This is a genomic window from Enterococcus sp. DIV2402, from assembly GCF_017426705.2.
Lineage (GTDB): Bacteria > Bacillota > Bacilli > Lactobacillales > Enterococcaceae > Enterococcus_F > Enterococcus_F lowellii.
In genome coordinates this window covers 2,987,986-3,005,978 of the sequence record NZ_CP147251.1, presented here as the reverse complement: position 1 = coordinate 3,005,978, position 17,993 = coordinate 2,987,986, and the positions used below count along the sequence as shown (strand labels likewise).

The window sequence follows — 17,993 nt, the reverse complement described above, 5'->3', positions numbered from 1 at the left end:
TGGGGAGGAATAAATGATATGAAATGGAGTATTCCAGAAAAAATCATCGAAAAAGCAAGAACCTATCTGAACGATGGGCGGGTGTTATCGGTAACTCCTGATCCAGAAAATCAAGTATGGCATGCAGAAGTTTTAGGGAGTGAATTGTATCGAATTGACCTTGATACTAGTGCAAAAGAAGAAGACTATTGTCAGTGTCCTTATTGGGAAGAACATCATTATTGCAAACATACAGTAGCTGTTGAACTTTATTTGCGTAAAGAAGGAAAAACGCGCATGATTCCCAAAAGTGAGATTCAAAAAGTCGAAACTTTTTCGCCATCTGTCATGTTTTCGAATGGTTTTCATCGTTTAGCGAATGAATCAGAAAGAAAGGCGATACCACTTGCAATTGAATGCCAATTAGATAGTTTGCCAACCAATCCATATCGCTATGAATTAGATGTTTTAGGTATTTCATTAAAAATTGGAGAACGCAATGGTCGCAGCTACGTCATTAAGAACATTTATAAATTTTTACAAGTATATGATGAAGAAAAATTGTATGTAGCAAATAAGCAAAATAGTTTTTCCCTTGCTCATCAGGCTTTTGACGAGGCAACCAATTCATTTTTAATGCGTCTTTCTCATTTGGCGCAAACTCAACAATTAATGGGTCAAGCTGGAATTCAAGTGAAAGGCAAATTAGATAAGAAATATCTCTTGTTGCCTGTCGAATCAGCGCGCGAAGTGGTTGAGCAGATGATACAATTTCCATTTTTATTACAAACTGAAAATGAGAAATTACGTACCTTACATTTTACTGATGAGGAACAACCGTTGCGATTTTCATTGGCACGCGTAGCAGAACAATTTGAGCTACGGATTGAACAGAATTTCGACCTTGTTTATAAATATTATGGTTGGGGCATTGTGAATGAACAAGTGTATGCGTTAAGTGTAAAAGATTTCGATATTTATTTAACGATGGAACAATTACTAAAACGCTTAGAAAAACCAGTCATCGCTTATCCGAAGCACGAATTATCGATTCTATTTAAACAAGTGTTGCCACTCTTACGCAGAATTGGCGAAGTTCACATCTCAGAAGAAGTATATAATTATATCAGTGATGAGAAATTACATGTAGTTTTCTACTTGAAAAAACGCCAAGGAAATATTGATATGCGGGCAGACTATGTCTATGGGGATGTCGTTTATTCTACCGACGAATCCCATCAACTCGTTCCTGAAAATCATGCCGAAGTTTTACGTGATTATAAACAAGAGCAACGAATTGAATTGCTAGCGAAAAGTTTGGATTTCTCACGAACAGAAACAGGTTGGCAAAAGCCTTTACCAGAAGGCGAAGCGCTCTATCGTTTCTTTACCCGTGAATTGTCATTTTTACGTCAATTAGGTGACATTCGCATGGGTAAAAAATTGCGCGAACGTTATTTAGATGGACGTAAGTTTCAGCCACAGATTGAAGTGAGAGAAGCTGGTTCTTGGTTGGATGTGAGTTTTGACATCTCAGGAATTGCTCAAAATGAAATTGATGAAGTATTACAAAGTTTGTTGCGTAATGACCAATTTTATACTATGGAAAATGGGCAAATTTTAGCCTTAGATTCAGAAGAGTTCCAAGAAACGAGTCGAATTTTAGCGCAATTACGCGAAAATATCCAAACGGAAAAAGGAATTGCCAAAATTCCTTTAAATCAAGGATTACAAATTCAACAACAGTTAGCAGATCATGCGAATTTCAGTGAAGGTTTTGACAAAATGGTGACGGATTTGACGCATCCAGAAGCTTATAATACGGAGTTGCCTCAGCATTTACAAGCCGAACTTCGTGAATATCAAGTTGCTGGTTTTCGTTGGTTAAAAATGTTAAGTCACTACCAGTTTGGTGGTATTTTAGCCGATGAAATGGGCTTAGGGAAAACGTTACAAACGATTAGTTATTTGCTGTCAGAAAAAGAAGAACATCAGACGATTCAAGTGCTAATTGTGGCACCTGCGAGTTTAACTTATAACTGGCATCAAGAAATCAAAAAATTTGCACCTACCTTGCGAGCGATTGTCGTTAGCGGAAATAAAGACGAACGTGAACAAATTATGAATCAACAAGCAGATGTCTGGATTACATCTTACGCCAGTTTACGCCAAGATATTGATAGTTATCGTGAACGTGAAATCGGTTATTTAATTTTAGATGAAGCTCAAATGGTGAAAAATAGTAGCACGAAAACCGCCCAAGCCTTACGTTCATTAAAAGTGGATCATCGTTTTGCGTTGAGTGGGACGCCAATTGAAAACAATTTAGAAGAATTATGGGCATTGTTCCAAATGATTATGCCAGGCTTTTTCCCAAGTAAACAGCGCTATCGAGAATTATCGACAGAACAAATTGCGGGAATGATTCAACCGTTTATTTTACGTCGAGATAAGCGCACTGTATTAAAAGACTTGCCAGAAAAAATTGAAACCAATTATTATAGTGCATTAACCGAAGAACAAAAAACGGTTTATTTGGCTTACTTGCGTCAAATGCGCGAAGAGATTTCAAGTATGGATTCAGCAACCTTTAAGAAAAATCGAATTAGCATTCTTGCAGGGTTAACTCGTCTGCGCCAAATCTGTTGTGATCCGAAATTATTTATTGAAGACTATGCAGGTGGTTCAGGAAAACTGGAACAGGTAAAAGATTTGATTCAAGCTGCAAAAGAAAATAATCGTCGGGTTTTATTGTTCTCACAATTTACAAGCATGCTGTCAATTATTGAAGAAGAATTAAACGAATTAGGGTTAGAGACCTTTTATTTGCGAGGAAGTACACCACCTAAAGAACGAATTGAAATGGTGGATGCGTTCAATGCAGGGGAAAAAGACGTTTTCTTGATTTCTTTAAAAGCTGGTGGTACAGGCTTGAACTTGACCGGTGCCGATACGGTCATCTTGTATGACTTGTGGTGGAACCCAGCAGTAGAAGAACAAGCTGCCGGACGTGCCCATCGTATTGGACAAAAACGGGTTGTTGAAGTTTGGCGAATGATTGCGGAAGGAACAATTGAAGAACGAATGAATTCTTTGCAACAAGAAAAACGTGAATTGTTCCAACGAGTGATTCAAGGCAATGAAACACAACTCCAACAAATGACCGAAGACGACATTCGCTTAATTTTAAGTGTCGGCGAGGAATAGAAAAAAACACCAAAATGACAGGTTCGTTTTGGTGTTTTTTGTTTTTTTCGTGATAAGAAATACCCTTCTGTATAGCCATTTTTCACGTATCTTAATATTATCTGCTATAATAAAAAAGTAGCAACATAATTAAGGAGGCGTTACAATGAACTTTGAATTAACAGGTGGTACAGCTTATCCAATGGCTGTCATTCAGATGGAGCGTGGCGATGTTATTAATATTGAACGAGGAGCAATGGCCTATTCGCGGAATGTTGAAATCAAAGGTAGAATGAATAGCAACAATCGTTCTGGTTTGGGTGGATTGATGTCTGCAATTGGTCGTTCGATTACTTCAGGAGAATCAATGTTTATCACTGAAGCAACTGCAACTGGAAACGGAGCGGAACTTGCTGTGGCACCGAGTAATATCGGAAAAATTGAAAAACTAACCATTGGCGTGACACAATATCGTTTGAATACAGGTGCCTATTTAGCTTCTGATTCATCTGTTCATTACAATATGGTACGCCAAGATGTGGGCAAAGCAATTTTTGCGGGAACAGGCGGTTTATTCGTTATGGAAACATCTGGGACAGGTGATTTATTAATTTCAAGTTTTGGCGATATAGTAGAATTAACGGTTGAACCTGGCAAGCCGTTGACTGTAGACAATGAACATGTCTTAGCTTGGTCTGCTGATTTGGATTATAACATTCGTATCGCTTCTGGAATGTTTGGTTTTACTTCAGGAGAAGGAATTGTAAATGAATTTAACGGTTCAGGAACTGTTTACGTACAAACACGCAATGTTCGTAACCTAGCTGAATCTTTACAAAACTATTTATCAACTGGTGGAAAATAATTCAGTGATAATGTGATTTATCAGTTGGATGTAACTCATAACTAACGCGCGTTGCTTTTTTTAGAAAAGGGGCAAACAAATGAATGAACAATTAAAAATCGTCGATGAGACACTTTATGTGGATTTTTGGTTAGAGATTGAGGCAGATAAAGAAAGTGTATGGGCTTTTTTAACGACCGATGAACGATTGTCCTTATGGTTTACTGAAATTCAAATAGGTGAACTGTCGGAAACGGGGTATCTGAAATTTATTTTGCCCAATGAAACCTTAACGATGCCAATTATTGCATTTGAGTCAGGTAAAAAATTAGCCTTCCAATGGGCGAGTGGCGAAGTCTGTTTTGAGATAAATGAAGAACAAGGAACCCTTTTAAAATTTAGTGAAAAGTTACCACCAGAATTTCCAGCATGGCATCGTGACATTGCGGGGTGGTCTTTAGTTCTTCCTCAGTTGAAAAGTGCTATTGAAGGCAACCCATTGCCATTTCCTAAGGAGCAACACCCCTTGGCAGAAGAAAAGTATCGTCAAGAAATTGCACAATTACGTCTTACTTAAATCAGTGTTTGGAAAGATTTTATGAAAAACCTTTCCAAACACTTGTTTTTTTTGAGTTTGTCTTTTTGCTTTTATTCAGTGGTTTCTCTATAATTGATTTTATGTGAAAGGAGGAATTACATGTTAAAAAGATTTTTTAGTTATTACCGACCGTATAAGTCGTTATTTTTATTGGATTTTTGTTGTGCTGTTTTGGCGGGATTATTAGAGTTAGCTTTTCCAGTGGCAGTAAATCAAGTGATTGATAAAATCATGCCACAAAATAATTTTCGTTATGTCATTTGGGCGTGTTTAGGTCTCTTGCTTTTTTATATTGTCAATACGATTTTGCAATACATTGTTGTCTATTATGGGCATAAACTCGGTGTTAATATAGAAACAGATATGCGTCGAGAATTATTTGGTCATCTGCAAAAGCAATCATTTGAGTATTATGATAACCAAAAAACTGGGAAGGTCATCAGTCGGTTAACGACCGATTTGTTTGAAATTTCTGAAGTAGCCCATCATGGTCCAGAAGATGTTTTTATCACAATAATGACGTTAGTAGGATCATTTATTTTAATGATGCAAATGCATGTAGGCTTAGCACTTGCGACATTTGCTTTAATTCCATTAATTACGATTGCTTTGGTGTTCTTTAATAAAAAGATGACTCAAGTCAATACAGATATTTATGATAATTTGGGTGAATTTAATTCAGGTGTTGAAGCGGCAGTTAGTGGTATTCGTGTGACGCAATCATTTGCTAAAGAAGATTATGAAGCAGCACGTTTCAATGGACTAAGTGAATTATATCGTCGGTCAAAAATTGTATTTTATAAAGTAATGGGGATTAGTTCTGCCTACAATTATTTGATGATTCGTTTGATTAATTTATTTGCTTTAATTTTTGGTGCCTATTATACGATTCAAGGTGAATTAACAAATGGTCAATTTGTTGGCTTTATCTTATTATCCAATGTGTTTGTACGTCCAATTGAAAAAGTAAATATTATGATTGAAAGCTATCCTAAAGGAATTGCTGGTTTCAAACGGTTAACTGAAGAGTTAGATAAAGAACCTTTGATTAAAGACAAACCAGGGGCGCAACCTGTTGGGCATTTAACCGGAGATATTTCGTATAAAAATGTTTCGTTTGCATATGCTGACGATACAAAAGTATTGGAAAATATTTCATTAGATATCCAAGCAGGAGAGACGGTGGCGTTTGTTGGTCAAAGTGGTTCAGGAAAAACCACGTTATGTAATTTATTGCCACGTTTTTATGATGTAACGGGCGGTCAAATTACGATTGATGGCATTGACATCCAAGATATGACGTTGACTTCTTTACGCCACCAAATCGGTACGGTTCAGCAAGATGTTTTCTTGTTCCCAGGAACAATTCGTGAAAATATCGCTTATGGCGATTTAGATGCGACAGAAGAAGACATTTTACGAGCAGTGAAATTGGCGCATTTAGAAGGAGTCGTTGCTCAAATGAGTCAAGGATTGGATACGGTAATTGGAGAGCGTGGAGTAAAATTATCAGGTGGACAACGTCAACGTGTGGCGATTGCTCGTATGTTCTTAAAGAATCCGCCAATCTTAATTTTAGATGAAGCAACTTCTGCCCTAGATACTGAAACGGAACAAGTGATTCAAGAATCATTAAATTCTTTAGCAGAAGGTCGCACGACTTTGATCATCGCTCACCGTTTAGCAACCATTAAACATGCGACAAGAATTATTGTAATGAGTGAAAATGGTATCCTTGAAGAAGGGACACATGGGCAATTAATGGCGAAAAATGGTCATTACCGTAAGCTTTACAATGCCCAATTTCATAATCAATAACAAAACAGAGGTGCGATAATTCACAAATTATAGTGAATTTCGCATTTTTTTTGATTTTTTATTTTTTTCACATTTTATAAAAAAATACAAATCAAATACTCATAAAAATTTTTTTAAAAAAGCTCGAAAATTTAGATTTTCAGAAAAAAAGTAACACAAGAAAAAGTAATGAAATGTTTTTTGTCAACCTTTATTCTTTAAATGAATAAAAAAAATTTTTTAGAAAATTATAGAACCATAATTGTCAAATACCTTGTGTATGTTGTCTTGAAGAGGACTTATTTTTAATAAGAAAGTGGGATTTTTGAATAGAAATTAGATAGAAATTGTTGTTTAATTTTGTAATTAATAATTAAATTATATAACAGTTTTTTCTGTCTGTTGCATAATAATAAAAAAATTAGAAAAAATATTAAAATTATTCGAAAATGGAAAAAACCTTGATAAAATGCGGATAATCACAAGGTTTATTTCTATTAAATAACATTTTTTTTGTTTGCAAACTTGCGAAAAACACTAGTAATTATCAATGGGGTACGTTATAATGAAAACAGAAGTGAAACAAATGAGTCTTCTGTTTTTAATTTAAAAAGGAGTGATGCACGTTGTTGACACTATATACTTCCCCAAGTTGTACCTCATGTCGAAAAGCTCGTGCTTGGTTACAAGAGCACGAAATTCCTTTCGTTGAGCGAAATATTTTCTCTGAACCATTGAACATTTCAGAATTAAAATCAATTCTGCAAATGACTGAAGATGGTACGGAAGAGATTATTTCGACACGTTCAAAGGTTTTTCAAAAGTTGAATATGGATCTTGATGAATTGCCACTAAAAGAATTATTAACTCTTGTCCAAGAAAACCCAGGTTTGTTACGTCGTCCAATTATGATTGACGAAAAACGATTACAAGTTGGTTTTAACGAAGATGAAATTCGTCGTTTCTTACCACGTGATGTTCGTCAATTAGAATTAAGACAAGCGCAACTAATGGCAGGATTATAGAAGTCAATAAGACAAAAATCATATTATGGTTTTTGTCTTATTTTTTTTGTTTAAGAATGCTTGTGTCTTTTGACTTTGTAATGTTTTTCTCTTTACATTTCTAGCCCATCCGTTACAATGGACATATATGAAGGATAAGTGAGGTGTAGCTAATATGGAAATGGAACATATTAATGAGAACACAATACGTGTCTTAATCAAAAGCGAAGATTTAGCTGCTAGAGGAATCACTTTTTTAGACTTACTGGGAAATCACAAGGAAATCGAAAATTTCTTTTATAGTATCTTAGAAGAAGTAGACGTGAATGATGAATTCAAAGGAAGCGAAGCAGTGACATTTCAAGTTTTGCCTAAAGGCGATGGTCTAGAATTGTTTATTAGTAAAAATGCTTCTCTTGAAAACATGGATCCTTATGAGGTATATGGAGATTATTATTCACCAGAAGAGATCACAGACTGGTTAAAAAATGAAGATCCAGAGTCTTATGAAGGATTTTCTCAAGAAGAAATGATGGATTGGTTCAAAAACCAATTACCTGCTAAAAAAGAAAAAAATGAAACAGAATCCGTACCCGTAACTCGTGAATTAGTATTTGAAGTCGGTTCTTTTGAAGCAATGATTCAATTAGCTACAGAAATAGAATTAGAAGATGTTGTAACCAATCTTTATCTAATGAATGGCATGTATTATCTAGATGTCTTTTTCTTAGAAGATAGCTTAACGGATAAACAAATTGAAAATCATACAGCGCTTCTTTCTGAATTTGCACGAAAAAGCACAGTGACTCCTGACTATTTAGTCGAACATGGAGAAACAATCATGGAGATGGATGCTATAGGAATGACGAAACGTTATTTTCTTAATTAATAAAAAGTGGTAGCTAGAAACGAAATTGTTTCTAGCTACCACTTTTTTGATTAAGGTTAACTTTTTAAACTAATGGTAATTGATTATCAGACAAGAAAAAATTTTCTTGTCTTTTTTCGTAGTTAGTATTGAAGAGGTGAAATGTATGTTAATTGCTGAAACGAAAGCGGGTGTTAAATTATTTGCTAATGATTTAAACGAACGACCCACAGAAGCCTTAATCTGTCCTGGGTGTAAAGAATCGGTTGTTTTTAAAAAAGGACGTATCAAATTACCACATTTTGCGCATAAGCCACATACGCAATGCTTTAGTTTTAGCGAAGGCGAAACAGCAGAACATTTAATGAATAAATCATTTTTCCATCAATGGAGTGGTGGGCAACTCGAAGCATATTTGCCTCAACTTAAACAACGACCAGATATTTTAGTCCATTCGTTAGCGATTGAAATCCAATGCTCGCCACTTTCTTTTGAACGTTATACTGAACGCACAAAGAATTACCAAAAACATGGGTATCAACCGTGGTGGTTACTTGGTAACAAACTTTTACCACAACAGCGATGGGGGCAGTTACAGAAAGCATTTTGTTCGTATTCTCCAGAAAAAGGCATTCATCTTTGGGGAATAAAAGCACAGCAAAAAGAAATTTGGTTAGTGTATGCCATTAGAAATCATTTTCGCTTAGGTTTTGTTTATCGAATAAAAAAATGGTGCTTTAGAGAAGAACCATTGGAAGCTCTCTTGTTATACACAGATCAGCAATTAACTTCTTTAAAATGGAATTTTACTGAATATCGGTATCATATCCAACGAAAATTGTTTTTAGATAATGCTAAAATTCATGAGTTACAACAAAAAATATATTTGCTTGGCGGGAATATTCAGACGTTGCCGGGGTGGTGTTATCAAGTGAGTGATTTTTATTTTTTCTTTGACGATCGACTATTGTTTTTACGTTATTGTTTTACGAAGGCCGCTAATTTTGACGAGTGGTTGCAACTTTTAAAGTATTTAGAGTTTACTTGGCAGTATCCATTAATATTACAAAAAGAAATCTTAATTTTGGTTTATCAAGAGTGTCAGCGACTTGCTAAATAACGGTGTATGTCGAAACAGTTTCCTTATGGCAGATAAGAAAAAATATGATACACTGGTCTTATTTAAGAGGAGGGAAACATATATGTCAGAAACAAAACAATTGCCGACACGTGAAGAAGTCGCAGAAGCATCAACATGGGACTTAACGAAAATTTTTGTGGATGATTCAGCTTTTGAAGTTGCGTTTAAAGAACTACAAGAAGAATTAACACATGCTTCGTCTTATAAGGGAACCTTAAAGAACGGTGGTGCCGCTTTTTTAGCAGCATTAGAATATGTTCTGGATGTATCTCGTAAATTAGAAAAATTGTATGTTTACAGCCATTTAAAAAATGATCAAGATACTGCCAATACGACCTATCAAGCCTTGTATGCCCGAGCAAGTAGTTTGTTAGCTCAAACCAGTGAAGCTATCTCTTGGTTAGAACCAGAATTATTAACTTTAAGTGACGACGTTATTTGGGGATATTTTGAAGAAGAACCAAACTTAGCGATTTACCGTCATTTTGTTAAGCAAACTGTTGATAATCGGGCGCATGTTTTACCAGCAGAACAAGAGGCTTTATTAGCAGCAGCAGGTGAAATCTTTGGTTCGCCAAGTAATACGTTCTCTGTTTTAAACAATGCTGACTTAGTTTTTCCAACGATTGAAGGTGAAGATGGTGAAAAAATTCAATTATCACATGGCATTTATGGTCAATTATTAGAAAGTACCGACCGACGTGTACGTGAAGACGCCTTTAAAGGATTGTATAGTGTGTATGAACAATTTCGTAATACATTTGCTTCAACACTCAGTGCAAATATCAAAGCACATAACTATAAAGCGAAAGTACGTAAATTTCAATCAGCACGTGAAGCGGCATTAAGTAGTAACCATATTCCAGAGAGTGTGTATGATACATTAGTATCCGTAGTCAATCAAAATTTACCATTGTTGCATCGTTACATGGCATTGCGCAAACGTTTGTTAAACGTAGATGAATTACACATGTACGATGTTTACACACCGTTATTGGGTGAGGCACCAATTAGCTATACGTATGAACAAGCAGTTGAAAAAGCTGTTCAAGCTTTAGAACCAATGGGTGAAGAATATTTAGCGATTGTTAAAGAAGCCTTTACTAATCGATGGATTGATGTGGTAGAAAATAAAGGCAAACGTAGTGGTGCTTATTCTTCAGGTGCGTATGATACCTTACCATATATTTTAATGAATTGGCATGATACGTTAGATCAATTATTTACGCTAGTTCATGAAATGGGCCATAGTGTACACAGTTACTTTACTCGTAATAATCAACCGTATGTATATGGAGATTATTCTATTTTCTTAGCAGAAATTGCATCAACAACAAATGAAAATATCTTAACAGAACATTTATTAGAAACAGAAACTGACCCTCGAGTGCGTGCTTATGTTCTCAACCATTATTTAGATGGCTTTAAAGGAACGGTTTTCCGTCAAACACAATTTGCGGAATTTGAACACTTTATGCATGTGGAAGATGCTAAAGGAACGCCATTAACGAGTGAGTTTTTAAGTGAGAGCTATGGTGATCTAAATAAAAAATACTATGGAAATGCTTTAGAAATGGACCCTGAAATTCGTTTAGAATGGTCACGCATTCCACATTTTTATTATAATTATTATGTATTCCAATATTCAACAGGCTTTTCAGCAGCTTCTGCTTTAGCAGGAAAAATTCTTTCTGAAGGTCCTGAAGCATTGGAAAACTATTTGAATTATTTAAAAGCCGGTAGTAGTGATTATCCAATTGAAGTAATGAAAAAAGCTGGCGTAGACATGACAAAAGCAGACTATCTTGAAGATGCGATGAAGATGTTCGAAAAACGTTTAAACGAATTAGAAGCATTAGTTGAAGAACTAGAACAGAACTAAGTTTAGTTTATAAAAAAGAGGAGTGGAAGAATTTTTCCACTCTTTTTTTGTCCTTATTTTTTATTTTGATTGCGAATTTTAATAAGCGTAGCTAACTTCTGGTCAGCAGTTTTACCATTATCTTTCATGATGCGTTTTTCCGATAGAATAAAAGAACCACCTACAGCTAATATTTCTGGAGTTGAAAGAAAATTGCGACAATTCCCTTGATTGATTCCTCCAGTGGGAACAAATTTCATATCGTAAAATGGACCGCTTAATGATTGAATTGATTTTAAACCACCGTACATATCAGCAGGAAAAAATTTTACAACATTTAAGCCATAGGAGGCAGCACGCATAATTTCGCTAGGAGTAACAGCTCCAGGAATAATAGGAATATTTTTTTCTACACAATAAGCGACAATTTCGTCGCTAAAACCAGGAGTAACAATGAACGATGCGCCACTATCAATGGCTTCTTTTAAAGTTTCTAAGTTACGAACGGTACCTGCACCAACGATTAAGGAAGAATCTTTTGCTAATTCTGTAATGGCTTGACTAGCTAAGGAACTGCGATACGTAATTTCAATAAAGTGGAGTTGATGTTTTAGTAAAAGCTCTTTAGCAAGGGGCAAATGTTTTTCGGAAGTAGCTGTGTAGAGAGGTAAAAATTTTTCCTCTGCTAACTGTTCCAACAAATTGAATGTTTCCATAGAGAGTTCTCCTTTTTTTAATATTATAAGATGTAATCGCTTTCTGTTTTCGATGTAGATAAAATTGAACGTATTTTACTCATGGAAGTTTGAGCAACTTTGTCGTCTTGATACATTAAATTAACATAGATAATATCCATTACAGTGAGATAAAGGATACGTGAAGACAAAGATTCTGTTCGGAATTTGGATTCCTCAGAATAAATAGTAAAAGATTCATCTGACAAACGAACTAAATCAGAGTAGGGATTACCTGTTAAAACGATTAGCTTAGCCTGACTCTTTGAAACTTCTTGAGCAAAATTGAGTGTTTCGACAGATTGACCAGAGTGAGAGAAAAGAAATACAACATCATCTTCTTTTAATTTGGTTGCATTCATCAATTGTAAATGATAATCAAAAGTGAAGTCACAACGATATTTGGTTCGTAAAAATTTTTGATAGCTATCGTATGCAATCACAGAAGAACCACCAATACCAAAGAAATGAATATAATTACATTTTTGAATCATCGTAAGTACATTATCCAGTTTTTCTTTTGACATAGAATTGATTAAATAATTCATGGATTTAATATTTGAATTCAATACTTTTGTGGCTACTTCGTCACTTGTATCTTGTGGCGTAATATCCGTATATGCTGTCAATACAGAATCAGAATCTGAACTCTTAGAATGAACCGCCAAAGAAATTTTAAAATCTTGAAAACCATCAAATCCTAATTTTTTTACAAATTTGAAAATAGTTGTTTGTGATACACCAATCTCATCAGATAAATGAGTAATTGTTTTTTTTATTAATTCATTGGAATTTTGGCGAAAGTAATCAGCTACTTTTTTTTCAGTATCACTATAAAATCGATACTCTTGGGAAATTTTATTCATTAAATAAGTATTATCCTTCATAATTGTACACCCTTTCATGTTTTTATAAAAATATTTTATCACAATATTCTTAAAAAATAAATTTTATTTTTGTAAGCCTTTACAAAAAAATATTTTTTATGATATTTTGAATTTATAGTGAAACACAGAAAGGAGTTAAATAAAAAAGTTAAGAGGGTTTCATTATTCTTTATATAGTGATAGATGTTTCTCAAAGATTTAGTTGGAATAAAATTGGGCAAATAGTCATTTGTTGCAAATCATTCATAAGTGATAGAAATTATCTATCTTTTTTTAATGTATTTGCAGTAACTACTTTTCATTATTTTTAAAGAGGTGATAAAAAAGTGCTAAATGATTTAAAAGTAAAACCAGGTCCTCAGTTCTACAAATATTCTAAAGGAGCTATTGATGAGTTTGTTCCAAAAATATTGGATGAATTTAGAGGAAAGCGAATTTTAGTTGTACATGGAACAGAATCTTGGAAGAAAGCCAAACCGTTTATGAATTTTCTCTCAAACAAAAAATATCAATTTATTTATCATCAATATACGGGAGAATGCAGTTATTATGGCACGGATTTAATTTCTAAGATTGTCGATAAAGAGCAGATAGAGTTCATTATTGGTGTTGGTGGAGGGAAATTGGTCGATTTAGTGGAGTATGCAGCACATGTCAACAATTTACCAAGTGGGGTTATTCCAACCTTAGCCAGCAATTGTGCACCGTGGACACCATTGTCTGTTATGTATAAAGAATCTGGAGAAGCAGAAGGGACAACAGAGCATTATTTGCGCCAAGCGACATTTCTGATTACAGATCCCTATTTGGTTATTGACGCGCCTATTAATTATTTTGTAGCAGGTTTAGCAGACACTATTGCAAAATGGTATGAATCAGATTTGATTGTAAGTCAACCAGAACTCTTGAATTATCCATTTTTACAATTAGCTAGATACACATCGATGATTAGTAAAGAAGCAATTCTAGGAAGTAGTCAAAAAGCAATTGAAGACATGAAACAAGGAATTGTTTCAGAAGAATTTGTTAATCTATCGGAAATCATTTTCGCTGTAGCAGGTTTAGTAGGTGGTTTAGGGGACAAATATGCACGTAATGCAGCTGCTCATGCGATTCATGATGCTATTTCAAAATACTTACCAGCTAGTCATCACTATTTACATGGGGAAAAAGTAGCGTATGGTATTCTTTATCAATTGGCATTAGAAGAACGGTGGATTTTAATTGATGAGTTATTGCCTTTTTATAAGATGCTCAATTTACCAAAATCTTTAGCAGATATGAAATTGGTACCGCTAACAAAAGAAGAAACAAATAAGATTGTCACTTTTATAAATAGTAAGGAAAAAGTACATTTAATACCGACTGAAGTTAATGAAGAAAGAGTGAAACAAGCGATTTTTAATTTAGAAAACTATATTGCTACTAAATAATTATTATTAAGGAGGAATTATTTTGGAAACATTAACAGTCTTACAGAGTTTGCTGATTGCATTATGGGTTGCAGCCGTTATGTCTAGATGGCTTGGTGGTGGGGCAACGCTCACCTTACGTTTCTCACCATTAATGACTGGTTTGGTTGTAGGGATCGTATTAGGCGATGTAAAACAAGCGATGATTGTAACAGCTGCTATTCAGTTAATTTATATGGGGGTATTCTCACCAGGTGGATCGATGCCATCAGAACCATCAATTGCAACGGCAATTGCAGTGCCAGTCGCTTTATTAGGCAATTTAGCACCTGAAGCTGCGATTTCCGTTGCTGTACCCGTAGGTTTGTTAGGTAGTTATTTATATCAATTTAGATTCTTTATCAATACTTTCTTAGGTAAACACATTGATACTGCCGTTGAAAAATTAGATGATGGAGCAATGAGACGTTCAATCATTTGGTATCCAACTATCGCGTCATTTATGCTATTTGTTCCATTAGTGTTTGTTGCTCTTTATTTAGGTGCTCCCGTTATTGCGAATGTGATTGCAGCGTTAGAAGGAACAGTTATTATTCATATTCTTGAAGTTGTAGGTGGCGGTTTAGCGGCTATAGGTATTGCAACTACCATTTATGTTATTGGAAGAAAAGATTATTTGATTTTCTTCTTCTTAGCTTATTTTGCAAGTGTGATTTTCAAACCACTAGAAATCACAATGGTAACTTATGCTATTTTAGGAGCTTTAATTGCTGCAGCATTTGTATTAGCAAAAGGTTCTAATACTACGCCAAGTGCAGCATCTTCTAGTGGCAATGTAGATTTTGATGATGATGACGATGATTTTTAATTGAACGGAGGGAAAATTGATGACTAACAATGAAAATGTAAAAAAAGCTGGTGCGCCAGAAGAGATTACACAAAATGATGTTCGTAAATCATATTTAAGATGGCATTTTGCAAATGAAATTCCACATTCATTTGAGCGTTACTTAGCGCCATCTCTTCTATATGGAATGATGCCTATCTTAAGAAAATTATATAAAGATGATGAACAATTAAAAGCAGCTTATAAACGTCAATTATTATTCTTTAATACTCAGTTAACTTGGGGTGGTGGTGTTATCACTGGCTTAATGTCTTCTATGGAACAAGAAAGAGCACGACAAGAGTACAACAATGAAGAAATAACTATGACTGATGACTTAATGTACAATACCAAAGCAGGTTTGATGGGCGCTTTAGCTGGAATTGGGGATGCTATTGACTCAGGGACTATTCAATATATCTTTATTGCGATTGCTGTACCATGGGCGCAAGAAGGTAGCGCAATGGGTGCTTTATTCCCATTTATTGCCTTTGCATTGTATCAATTTGCCATGGGATTATTCTTTGCAAAACAAGGATTCTCGATGGGGCGAAATGCAACTAGTTTGATGGAAAGTGCTGGAATCAAAACAATGATTGATTTATTGTCAATTCTTGGTCTGTTTATGATGGGGGTTTTAGCAGGGAATTATATTACGGTTACGTCTAGCTTGTCATTTGATATTTCTGGAAGAGAATTTGTTATTCAAGAAATACTAGATAAAATTGTTCCTGGATTATTACCATTAGCAACTGTAATGGGTGTGTATCTCTATTATACGAAAAAGGGATTGAAGGTTACGCAAGCATTATTATGGTTAACAGGAATTTTGATTGTTTTGGCAGCGATAGGTATTTTATAACAAACTAAAAACACGTGATAGAAAGGAAGATTTTTAATGGGTGTAGTAAATTTAGCAAGAGTAGATGAGCGATTGATTCATGGGCAAGTAATGCTGACATTGTCACAAAAGAGTGGAGTAAATTCAATTTTTGTCGTAGATGACGTAGTAGCAAAAGATAAGTTTATGAAAGACTTATACAAGAGTGCTGGTAGCCGAACTGGTAAGAAAACTATAGTTATGACGACAGAAAAATGTAAATATTATTGGGACGAATTTAAATTTAAAGAATATAACTGTATTATTGTTACGAAAACAATTGATACTGTCTATGAACTAGTCAAACATGGTATTCCAATGACTGACGTTAATATTGGTGGGATTGCTCAAAAAAATCCCGATAAAGATATTCTTGTCACTAAGTCAGTATATACAAATAAAGAAGATGCGTTGAAGTTAAAAGAATTAAAAGACAATTATGGGGTTGAAAATATTTATTTCCAAGCAACACCAGCAGCTTCCAGTACTTCTTTAGAAACGGTTCTAACAAAATTCGATTAATCGAATAGTAAGATAGGTGTAAATATGACAATGACAGAACAATTCAACGATTGGTTTATCCGTTACAATCTTTTATATAAGAAAAGATATACAAAACATCAAAAACAACGCTTTTTACAAAGTTTTGTCAGCGATTTATTAAGTATACGTAAGGATGTAGAAATACGAAAAGATAAGCAAGACAAAAATAGTTTTCATATTGTTGTAGGAGATTTAAAAAAAGCGAAACATGTTATTGCTACGTATTATGACACGCCCGCAATTTATCAAGGGGATTATTATGTCTTTAGTGTAGAAAAACAAAAGAAGCAAACAACCAATACTCTTATGGGACTATCTCTTATAATGCTTATTTTAGGAATTTTGTTTACGTATTTTATAGGAATTCCCGTCTTTGAAAAAGGAGGCATTTCCTATCAGACCATTTTGCTTGTTTTGTTCTACTTTGTCTTCTTTTATATTTTTGGACAAGTGACAAGGGGTTGGCCAGAAAAAAATAATCTTATAAGGAACACGTCGTCTCTCTTATATATGCTGAACTTTATAAAAGAGAACTCAGATCCGACTCTTGCTTTTGTGTTTTACGATCATGGTTGTCAAGGGGATACTAGCACTAAAAAAGTGCGGAAAAAATTGAACTTAAACTCTCAACGGTTAACTATTTTAGATTCAGTTGGGGCTGAAGGTGAATTAGTTAGAGTAGTTCGTAATGATGATAAAAAAACGAAAATACCAACAATTATAGCAAAAGAATGGGATGCTAATTTTGAGTATCTAACAGTAATGACTCATTCTACAAAAGTCTGGAAAGAACTGGTATTGAAGAAACAAACATTAAAAGAAAAAGAACTTAATTACGAAAACTATCAAAATTTAGACGATTTTTTCAATTGAATCAAAAGAGGAGGAATTAAATGTGTTAGGAATTGTGATAGCAACACATGGAAAACTTAGTGATGGATTCAAAGATGCCGCAGAAGTAGTAGTGGGTGAAGCAAATAATATAGAAATTGTTAATTTGCATGCAGGGAATCCTGTAGATGCATTGGGGGACGATATTACTGATGCAGTAAAAAAAGTAGATGATGGTGATGGTGTCATTATCTTAGCGGATTTATTAAGTGCCAGTCCGTACAATCAATCAGTCATTGCAATTAATGGACTAGATGAAGAATTACAACAGAGAGTTCACATTATTTCAGGTGTAAGTTTTCCTATGCTTTTAGAAGCTATTAATCATCAATTCATTGGAACTCCTGTAAACGAAGCGGTAGCAACAATTGTGGAACAAGGAAAAAATGGCATTACCTCTTGGCATGTGACGGAACTACAGTCTACAGGTGTAGAAGATGAAGAAGAGGACGATTTTTAACAACTAATTATTCTCGCTAAGT

Annotated in this window: 16 protein-coding genes; 14 read left to right on the top strand and 2 right to left on the bottom strand. The window is 34.6% G+C overall.

What is annotated here, in order from left to right; translation table 11 throughout:
• The first annotated feature begins 18 nt into the window (after nt 1-18).
• The 8 genes from DOK78_RS14700 (at nt 19) to pepF (ending at nt 11,299) form a co-directional block, all read left to right on the top strand.
• Nucleotides 19-3,186, top strand: a complete 3,168-nt coding sequence (locus DOK78_RS14700; protein ID WP_207942125.1) for a DEAD/DEAH box helicase — start codon at nt 19-21, stop codon at nt 3,184-3,186.
• Nucleotides 3,187-3,331: 145 nt separating this feature from the next.
• Nucleotides 3,332-4,030, top strand: a complete 699-nt coding sequence (locus DOK78_RS14695; RefSeq protein ID WP_207942126.1) for a TIGR00266 family protein — start codon at nt 3,332-3,334, stop codon at nt 4,028-4,030.
• 79 nt (nt 4,031-4,109) lie between these two features.
• Nucleotides 4,110-4,586, top strand: a complete 477-nt coding sequence (locus DOK78_RS14690; protein ID WP_207942127.1) for an ATPase — start codon at nt 4,110-4,112, stop codon at nt 4,584-4,586.
• Nucleotides 4,587-4,706: 120 nt separating this feature from the next.
• Nucleotides 4,707-6,425, top strand: coding sequence for an ABC transporter ATP-binding protein (locus tag DOK78_RS14685; protein WP_207942128.1), 1,719 nt, complete (start codon nt 4,707-4,709; stop codon nt 6,423-6,425).
• A gap of 605 nt (nt 6,426-7,030) precedes the next feature.
• Nucleotides 7,031-7,429, top strand: a complete 399-nt coding sequence (gene spxA, locus DOK78_RS14680; protein WP_016174349.1) for a transcriptional regulator SpxA — start codon at nt 7,031-7,033, stop codon at nt 7,427-7,429.
• A gap of 154 nt (nt 7,430-7,583) precedes the next feature.
• Nucleotides 7,584-8,297 carry an adaptor protein MecA gene (locus tag DOK78_RS14675; protein WP_207942129.1) on the top strand — a complete coding sequence of 238 codons (714 nt, stop codon included), beginning with the start codon at nt 7,584-7,586 and terminating at the stop codon, nt 8,295-8,297.
• A gap of 145 nt (nt 8,298-8,442) precedes the next feature.
• Nucleotides 8,443-9,396, top strand: a complete 954-nt coding sequence (locus tag DOK78_RS14670) for a competence protein CoiA (protein WP_207942130.1) — start codon at nt 8,443-8,445, stop codon at nt 9,394-9,396.
• 82 nt (nt 9,397-9,478) lie between these two features.
• Complete coding sequence (gene pepF, locus DOK78_RS14665; RefSeq protein WP_207942131.1) at nt 9,479-11,299, top strand: oligoendopeptidase F; 1,821 nt, start codon at nt 9,479-9,481, stop codon at nt 11,297-11,299.
• Between the two features lie 53 nt (nt 11,300-11,352).
• Here pepF and DOK78_RS14660 read toward each other — a convergent pair whose 3' ends face one another.
• Both DOK78_RS14660 and DOK78_RS14655 read right to left on the bottom strand, forming a co-directional pair.
• Nucleotides 11,353-11,994, bottom strand: coding sequence for a bifunctional 4-hydroxy-2-oxoglutarate aldolase/2-dehydro-3-deoxy-phosphogluconate aldolase (locus tag DOK78_RS14660; RefSeq protein WP_207942132.1), 642 nt, complete (start codon nt 11,992-11,994; stop codon nt 11,353-11,355).
• Between the two features lie 23 nt (nt 11,995-12,017).
• On the bottom strand, nt 12,018-12,899 hold the full coding sequence (locus DOK78_RS14655; RefSeq protein WP_207942133.1) for a MurR/RpiR family transcriptional regulator: 882 nt from the start codon (nt 12,897-12,899) through the stop codon (nt 12,018-12,020).
• A gap of 326 nt (nt 12,900-13,225) precedes the next feature.
• Between DOK78_RS14655 and DOK78_RS14650 the strand changes: the two genes are divergently transcribed.
• Genes DOK78_RS14650 through DOK78_RS14625 form a run of 6 tightly spaced genes read left to right on the top strand, consistent with a single transcriptional unit; the run spans nt 13,226 to nt 17,971 of the window.
• Entirely contained in the window at nt 13,226-14,332 is a 1,107-nt protein-coding gene (locus DOK78_RS14650; protein WP_207942134.1) for an iron-containing alcohol dehydrogenase, read from the top strand.
• A 22-nt stretch (nt 14,333-14,354) separates the two neighbouring features.
• Nucleotides 14,355-15,179, top strand: coding sequence for a PTS mannose/fructose/sorbose/N-acetylgalactosamine transporter subunit IIC (locus tag DOK78_RS14645; protein WP_207942135.1), 825 nt, complete (start codon nt 14,355-14,357; stop codon nt 15,177-15,179).
• A gap of 19 nt (nt 15,180-15,198) precedes the next feature.
• Nucleotides 15,199-16,059 (top strand): PTS system mannose/fructose/sorbose family transporter subunit IID, encoded by an 861-nt coding sequence (locus tag DOK78_RS14640; RefSeq protein ID WP_207942136.1) that lies wholly within the window; start codon nt 15,199-15,201, stop codon nt 16,057-16,059.
• A 36-nt stretch (nt 16,060-16,095) separates the two neighbouring features.
• Nucleotides 16,096-16,599: a PTS system mannose/fructose/N-acetylgalactosamine-transporter subunit IIB gene (locus DOK78_RS14635; protein WP_207942137.1), complete on the top strand. Its 504-nt coding sequence runs from the start codon at nt 16,096-16,098 to the stop codon at nt 16,597-16,599.
• Nucleotides 16,600-16,623: 24 nt separating this feature from the next.
• Nucleotides 16,624-17,493 (top strand): hypothetical protein, encoded by an 870-nt coding sequence (locus tag DOK78_RS14630; protein WP_207942138.1) that lies wholly within the window; start codon nt 16,624-16,626, stop codon nt 17,491-17,493.
• A gap of 22 nt (nt 17,494-17,515) precedes the next feature.
• Nucleotides 17,516-17,971: a PTS fructose transporter subunit IIA gene (locus DOK78_RS14625; RefSeq protein ID WP_207942139.1), complete on the top strand. Its 456-nt coding sequence runs from the start codon at nt 17,516-17,518 to the stop codon at nt 17,969-17,971.
• Nucleotides 17,972-17,993: the final 22 nt, after the last annotated feature.